At 62.2% G+C, this 6,501-nt stretch carries 6 protein-coding genes; 3 read left to right on the top strand and 3 right to left on the bottom strand.

The window, feature by feature from the left end:
* Nucleotides 1-128: 128 nt before the first annotated feature.
* Nucleotides 129-1,343, top strand: a complete 1,215-nt coding sequence (locus KGB03_RS25255) for an MFS transporter (protein ID WP_223529697.1) — start codon at nucleotides 129-131, stop codon at nucleotides 1,341-1,343.
* Here KGB03_RS25255 and cueR read toward each other — a convergent pair.
* The 3 genes from cueR to KGB03_RS25240 all read right to left on the bottom strand — a co-directional run bounded on the left by cueR (nucleotide 1,297) and on the right by KGB03_RS25240 (nucleotide 4,719).
* On the bottom strand, nucleotides 1,297-1,710 hold the full coding sequence (gene cueR, locus KGB03_RS25250; protein ID WP_111449153.1) for a Cu(I)-responsive transcriptional regulator: 414 nt from the start codon (nucleotides 1,708-1,710) through the stop codon (nucleotides 1,297-1,299). The two genes, KGB03_RS25255 and cueR, sit on opposite strands and share 47 nt — an antisense overlap.
* A complete protein-coding gene (locus KGB03_RS25245; protein ID WP_223529695.1) occupies nucleotides 1,707-4,100 on the bottom strand; it encodes a heavy metal translocating P-type ATPase in 2,394 nt (797 codons plus the stop codon). The genes cueR and KGB03_RS25245 overlap by 4 nt, the downstream gene beginning before the upstream one ends.
* A 235-nt stretch (nucleotides 4,101-4,335) precedes the next feature.
* The gene (locus KGB03_RS25240; protein ID WP_223529693.1) at nucleotides 4,336-4,719 is read right to left on the bottom strand and encodes a hypothetical protein; all 384 of its coding nucleotides are present in this window, start codon (nucleotides 4,717-4,719) and stop codon (nucleotides 4,336-4,338) included.
* Nucleotides 4,720-4,866: 147 nt separating this feature from the next.
* Between KGB03_RS25240 and KGB03_RS25235 the strand changes: the two genes are divergently transcribed.
* Together KGB03_RS25235 and KGB03_RS25230 are read left to right on the top strand one after the other, a co-directional pair.
* On the top strand, nucleotides 4,867-5,064 hold the full coding sequence (locus KGB03_RS25235; protein ID WP_111449151.1) for a heavy-metal-associated domain-containing protein: 198 nt from the start codon (nucleotides 4,867-4,869) through the stop codon (nucleotides 5,062-5,064).
* A gap of 232 nt (nucleotides 5,065-5,296) precedes the next feature.
* Nucleotides 5,297-6,493 (top strand): multidrug effflux MFS transporter, encoded by a 1,197-nt coding sequence (locus KGB03_RS25230; RefSeq protein WP_111449150.1) that lies wholly within the window; start codon nucleotides 5,297-5,299, stop codon nucleotides 6,491-6,493.
* Nucleotides 6,494-6,501 lie beyond the last annotated feature (8 nt).

The raw sequence follows: 6,501 nt of genomic DNA, 5'->3' as shown, positions 1-6,501 counted from the left end.
GCGGTAGATCAGTCGACATTGATGTTGGAGACACACCGCATTCGCGAGCAAGCCCGCTCCCACATTGGATTCTTGGTGTAACAGAGTTTTGTGTTCTCCCTGCTGCTCCCCACACTCAAGGACTGAATGTGAACTCCACCCGTAACGCCCAACTGATCATCACCGCCCGTCTGGTCTCTGACTTCGGCGCTTTCCTCAACATGGTCGCGCTGGCCACCTACGTCTACCTGCTCAGCAGCAGCGCCATGAGCGTCGGCATCTTCCTCGCCAGCCGTGTGGCCGGCGGGATATTCGCCAGCCTCATCGGTACAACGTTTTATCGCCGCTGGGCCGGGCGCCTGCCGCTGGTTGCCTTCGACCTGTTACGCGCCGGGATGCTGGGCCTGCTGCTGGTGCTGCCGGTCGCCCAGCAGATGCTGCTGTTACCGGTGATCGCTTTCGGTCTGGGATTCGGCAACTCGATGTTCGCGATCGGCCTCAACAGTCAGTTGCCGCACTTGGTCGAGGCTGAGCATTTGCTCAAGACCAACGCCTGGATCACCTCGGCGTCGTCGGCCGCCATGGTCGGCGGAAGTCTGGTGTCAGGGCTGTTGGTGGCAGCATTCGGCTTTGAAACAGTGTTTGCATTGAACGTGGTCACTTATCTGTTGGCCGCGCTGTTCATCTTGCCGCTGCGTTTTTCACACCCTGCGCCCGGTGACGAACCGATTCACGAACGGGGTGAGTGGGCGGCCCTGCTCCAGGGGCTGCGCAGCACACCGGTGGTGGCGGCGATGCTCGCCGTGGCGATGGCTGACACCCTTGGCAGTGCCGCGCACAACGTGGGTTTTCCGATTATTTCCAAACTGCTGACGCCCGAGTCGGCCAGCACCACGCTGGGCCTGATGCTGGCGGTCTGGGCCAGTGGAAAACTCATCGGTGCACGCATCGCCAGCCGGCTGAAAGGCTCGGATAACGTGAACCTGGAGCGGCGATTCTTCTTTGGTGTGTTGCTGATGTCCTGCGGCTTCATCCTGATGTTTCAGCAGCAGACCCTTTACGGACTGCTGTTGTTTTCGCTGCCGGCGGGGTTGGGCGACGGTTTCTCGGAAGTCGGCCTGATGTCGCGCCTGCAACGTGAACCGGACAGCCTGCGCCTGCCGATTTTCAGTTTCCTGACGCTGTTGCAAATGACCGGGTTCGGCGTCGGCATGCTGATCGCCGCGCCGTTTTATTCGTGGTGGACGCCGGGTGCCGTGGTGCTGTTGTTCCACGGCATTCCCCTCACCACCTTGTTAGTGGTGAAGGGGCTGGCGATCAGGGGCGAGCGGGTGGTGCGCAACAGCCCGACTCCAGGTTCTTGAGGATCGGGCAGTCGGGACGGTGATCGCCGTGGCAGTGTTCGACCAGGTCCTGCAGGGTGTCGCGCAGTTGGCCGAGTTCGCGGATTTTCTGGTTCAGCTCGTCGATGTGCTGACGGGCCAGGGCCTTCACGTCGGCGCTGGCTCTTTGGCGGTCCTGCCAGAGGGTCAGCAGTTTGCCGACCTCTTCCAGTGAGAACCCCAGGTCCCGGGAGCGCTTGATGAACGCCAGGGTATGCAGGTCGTCGTCGCCGTACACCCGATAGCCGCTGTCGGTACGATGGGCGGCCTTGAGCAAACCGATGGATTCGTAATAACGGATCATCTTCGCGCTCAGGCCGCTTTGGCGGGCCGCTTGGCCGATGTTCATCGGTTGTCCTCCGGATCCTTGGGTTTCCAGGTTTTCAACAGTAACGCATTGCTCACCACACTGACGCTCGACAACGCCATGGCCGCACCGGCCAGCACCGGGTTGAGGAAGCCGAACGCTGCCAGCGGAATGCCGATCAGGTTGTAGACGAAGGCCCAGAACAGGTTCTGACGAATCTTCGCGTAAGTCTTGCGGCTGATCTCCAGCGCCGCCGGCACCAGCCTTGGGTCGCCGCGCATCAGGGTGATCCCGGCCGCGTGCATCGCAACGTCGGTGCCGCCGCCCATGGCGATACCGATGTCGGCGGCGGCCAGGGCGGGTGCGTCGTTGATGCCGTCGCCGACCATCGCTACCACGCCGGTTTTTTTCAGTTCGGCGACGGTGGCGGCTTTGTCCGCCGGCAGTACTTCAGCGTGGACATCGGTGATCCCCAGCGCCTCGGCAACCACTTTGGCGCTGCCGCGATTGTCGCCGGTCAGCAGGTGGCTGCTGATGTTGCGTGCGCTGAGTTGTTGCACGGCTTGCAGCGCGCCGGGTTTGAGGGTGTCGCCGAAAGCGAAGAGGCCCAGCACCCGAAGTTCGGGGCTTTGCTCGATCAGCCAGGACAGGGTCCGGCCTTCGGTTTCCCACGCGGCAGCAGAGTCCGCCCATTCACCGGCGCTCAAGCCGCTCTCTTCCAGGAGACGACGATTGCCCAGCGCCAATCGACGACCGTCCAGAGTGCCCGCGATGCCACGGCCGGTCAGGGATTGGCTGTCGCTGACATCGGCCACGGTCAAGCCGCGTTCGGCGCAAGCGTCCAGAACCGCCTTGGCCAGTGGGTGTTCGCTGCCGCGTTGCAGGGCACCGGCCATTTGCAGCAGGGCCGCTTCGTCATGGTTGATTGCGCTCAAATGAGCGATTCGCGGAGTACCCGACGTCAGCGTGCCAGTTTTGTCGAAGACCACCGCACTGACTTCATGGGCACGTTCCAATGCTTCGGCGTCCTTGATCAGAATCCCGTGGCGCGCCGCCACCCCGGTCCCGGCCATGATTGCCGTTGGTGTGGCCAACCCCAGGGCGCATGGGCAAGCGATCACCAATACCGCCACGGCATTGATCAGCGCCGTTTCCATCGGCGCGCCGTACAACCACCAACCGATCAAGGTTGCCAGCGCAATCAGCAGGACCGTTGGCACGAACACTTGGCTGACTTTATCCACCAGCTTCTGGATCGGAGCCTTCGCTGCTTGAGCGTCTTCGACCAGGCGGATGATGCGGGCGAGCACGGTTTCCGCGCCCAAGGCCAGGGTGCGAACGAGCAACCGGCCTTCACCATTGATCGCGCCGCCGGTGACCTTGTCGCCGGGTTGTTTGGGCACCGGCAGGCTTTCGCCGCTGATCAGCGCTTCGTCGGCGTGGCTCTGGCCTTCGACCACTTCACCGTCCACCGGGAAGCGTTCGCCGGGCTTGACCATCACCAGATCATTGAGGCGCAAGGCGCTGATCGCGACATCCTGCTCGCGGCCATCGATCACCTGAATCGCTCGCTCCGGGCGCAAGGCTTCGAGTGCGCGAATGGCACTGGCGGTCTGGCGCTTGGCGCGGCTTTCCAGGTATTTGCCCAGCAGCACCAAGGCAATCACCACCGCCGAGGCTTCGAAATACAGGTGCGGCATGCGCCCGGCGGCGCTGGCCCATTCATAAAGGCTCAAGCCATAACCGGCGCTGGTGCCCAACGCGACCAGCAAATCCATGTTGCCGGCACCGGCGCGCACGGCTTTCCAGGCCGCGACGTAAAAGCGTGCACCGAAGATGAATTGCACTGGCGTGGCCAGCGCGAATTGCACCCAGGCCGGGAGCATCCAGTGCACGCCGAATGGTTGCAGCAACATCGGTAGCACCAACGGCGTGGCGAGGACGATCGCCATGATCAAGGCCCAACGCTCGCGATGCAGGCGTTGTTGTTGATCATCGGTTTGCGGGTGTTCGACTTCCCAGACACTGGCGCTGTAGCCAGCCTTGGTTACGGCAGCGATCAAGGTTTGCGGATCGATCTGGCCGAGCAGCTCAAGGTGGGCGCGTTCATTGGCCAGGTTGACGCTGACGCTTTTGACCCCCGGCACCTTGGCCAGCGCTCGTTCGACCCGGCCGACGCAGGAAGCACAGGTCATGCCGTCGATGCTCAATTCCAGACTGTGCTGCGGCACGCTGTAACCCGCCTGCTGCACCGCGTCCATCAAGGCCGGCAGGCTGTCGCTGGGCGCTTGAACACGGGCCTGTTCGGTGGCCAGGTTGACGCTGACGGCAGAGGCGCCGATGACTTTGCTCAAGGCACGCTCGACACGCCCGGCGCAACTGGCGCAGGTCATGCCGGCAATCGGCAGATTGAAAGTGGTGGATTCGGACATCGGTCACGCTCCCTGTAGAAGATACCTACAGGATCAACCTTGCCATGCGGGTAAGGTCAAGCGCCAATCTACGAATTGCCACAGGCTGGGTTCAGGTCGGGCAGGGGGAGCGAGTCGCGCCCTTCGCGAGCAAGCCCGCTCCCACATTTAACCGCGTTCTCCTAAAAGAATACGGTCGTATGTGGGAGCGGGCTTGCTCGCGAAGAGGCCATAACAGCCAACACAAATGTGAACGTCAATAGTCCAGGGCAGTGGGTTTCAAGTACATCCCTTCCTGCGTCATCGCAATCCGGAACTTCAACACGTCACCGGCCTTGAGCGTGATGTTCTGCGTACCCGGGGCGAGCATGCCCGGGTTGCAACCCGACGCCTGGCCCGGCAGCAGCTTCAGGCGCAAGGACACATTGCCCGGCGGCAGGTTGAACGAGGTGCTTTGTTCCTGGAATAACCGCGCCGACAACTGATCCTGGATGTACACGCCGATCTCGCAGGAGGTCGCGACTTCCAGGCGCTCGCGGGAAATGATCAGTACGCCATAGTCCTCCCCGGCGGCTTGAACCGAAGGTGTCGCGGCAAATAGGCTGAGAAAGCCAAACAGGCTGAGAGCTGACCAGCGCATGGCTGAATCTCCTGATGTCGAGTCATTGATGGACGCAGCTTGGCCGAGCGCGGCGCTGATTGCCAGCCCGGCAGCGCACTTCAGAACTTGACCTTGCCATGATGGCAAGCTCAAGACTGCACGCAACCTCACTCAAGGAGTCATCCCATGCAAGTGTTCAACGTTCAAGGCATGTCCTGCGGTCACTGCGTCAAAGCCATCACTCAGGCGCTGCAAGCCAAGGATCCTGCGGCCAGCGTGCGTATCGATCTGGCCGCGAAAGAAGTCGGCGTCGAGAGCGCTTTGTCGGCGGATCAGGTGATCGCAGTGATCACTGAAGAGGGCTACCAGGCAAAGGTTGCCTGAGCCCCATCCTTGTAGGAGCCGAGCTTGCTCGCGATAGCGGTGGAGCATTCAACATCTCTGTGACTGTTCTATCGCTATCGCGAGCAAGCTCGGCTCCTACAGGTTCGGTGTTTTAACTGACAGGCATCAATTGTCTGAGGGGTTTTAATAGTTAGCGACCTAACGGAATGTTCAAGGCGTCCCTGCGCGGCTAGACTGTCGGCCTGCCGACTCACGCCCAACTGGATGCCTGATGAACCTCCGTACCATTCTGATTCTTGGCGCCTTGAGCGCCTTCGGTCCGCTGGCGATCGATTTCTATCTGCCGGCGTTCCCGGCGATGGCGCTCGCCTTCGGCACCGATGAAAAACACGTTCAGCTGACTCTGGCGGCGTATTTCCTTGGCTTGTCCATCGGTCAACTGGCTTACGGTCCGGTGGCGGATCGCTTCGGGCGTCGCATTCCCTTGCTGACCGGCGTCGGCTTATTCACCGCCGCCTCCCTGGCCTGCGCCTATGCGCCGAACCTCGAATGGTTGATGGGCGCACGTTTCGTCCAGGCATTGGGCGGTTGTGCGGGGATGGTGATCTCCCGCGCGATTGTCAGCGATAAATGCGATGCAGTGGGGTCGGCGAAGGTCTTTTCGCAGCTGATGCTGGTGATGGGCCTGGCGCCGATTCTTGCGCCGATGCTGGGCGGGCTGTTGGTCAACACCACGGGCTGGCAGTCGATCTTTCTCGTGCTGACCGGTTTCAGTGCGCTGGCAGGGTTGGCGGTGGCGCTGGGGCTGCCGGAAAGTCTGCCGGCCCATGTGCCGCGTCAACCGTTGTCCGGGGCGTTGCGTCAGTACGGTCGACTGTTGTCGGACCGGGTGTTCCTCGGCCACGCCCTGACCGGCGGCATCGCCATCGCCGGGATGTTTGCCTACATCGCCGGTTCACCGTTCGTCTTCATCAAACTGTATGGCGTGCCGGCCGAGCATTTCGGTTGGCTGTTCGGTACCAACGCGGCGGGTTTCATTCTGGTCGCGCAACTCAACGCGCGATTGCTGGCCAAGCGTGGCCCGGCGTTTCTGCTGGCACGCACCGTGTGGATCTACGTTGGCGCCGGTCTGGCGCTGCTGGCCGTCAGTTCGCTGCACACTGCGCAGCTATGGCCGTTGCTGATTCCGCTGTTTGTCTGCATCGCCAGCCTCGGTTGCATCCTCCCCAACGCCTCGGCCTGCGCCATGAACGGGCAGGGCGCGCGGGCCGGCAGTGCATCGGCGATGCTCGGTTGCCTGCAATTCAGCGTCGCCGCCGGGGCAGCCGCACTGGTGGGGGTTTTACACGACGGCAGCGCCATGCCGATGGCCATGGTCATCAGCCTGTGCGGAATTCTCGTGGTGAGCGTGGCGATGCTCACCCGGCGCTTGCAAAATGCCCGGGCGCTGGCGCAAGCCCAGGTCTGAGGATGGAC

It is taken from the genome of Pseudomonas sp. BF-B-26 (genome assembly GCF_019956495.1).
Taxonomy (GTDB): Bacteria; Pseudomonadota; Gammaproteobacteria; order Pseudomonadales; family Pseudomonadaceae; genus Aquipseudomonas.
Note: the sequence above shows the minus strand (reverse complement) of the source record. Positions and strands in the feature narration are given on the sequence as shown.

Coding starts and splice junctions, on each gene's coding strand:
- KGB03_RS25235 (WP_111449151.1), top strand. CDS start 4,867: ATGCAAGTGTTCAACGTTCAAGGCATGTCCTGCGGTCACTGCGTCAAA.
- KGB03_RS25230 (WP_111449150.1), top strand. CDS start 5,297: ATGAACCTCCGTACCATTCTGATTCTTGGCGCCTTGAGCGCCTTCGGT.
- KGB03_RS25240 (WP_223529693.1), bottom strand. CDS start 4,719: ATGCGCTGGTCAGCTCTCAGCCTGTTTGGCTTTCTCAGCCTATTTGCC.
- KGB03_RS25245 (WP_223529695.1), bottom strand. CDS start 4,100: ATGTCCGAATCCACCACTTTCAATCTGCCGATTGCCGGCATGACCTGC.
- cueR (WP_111449153.1), bottom strand. CDS start 1,710: ATGAACATCGGCCAAGCGGCCCGCCAAAGCGGCCTGAGCGCGAAGATG.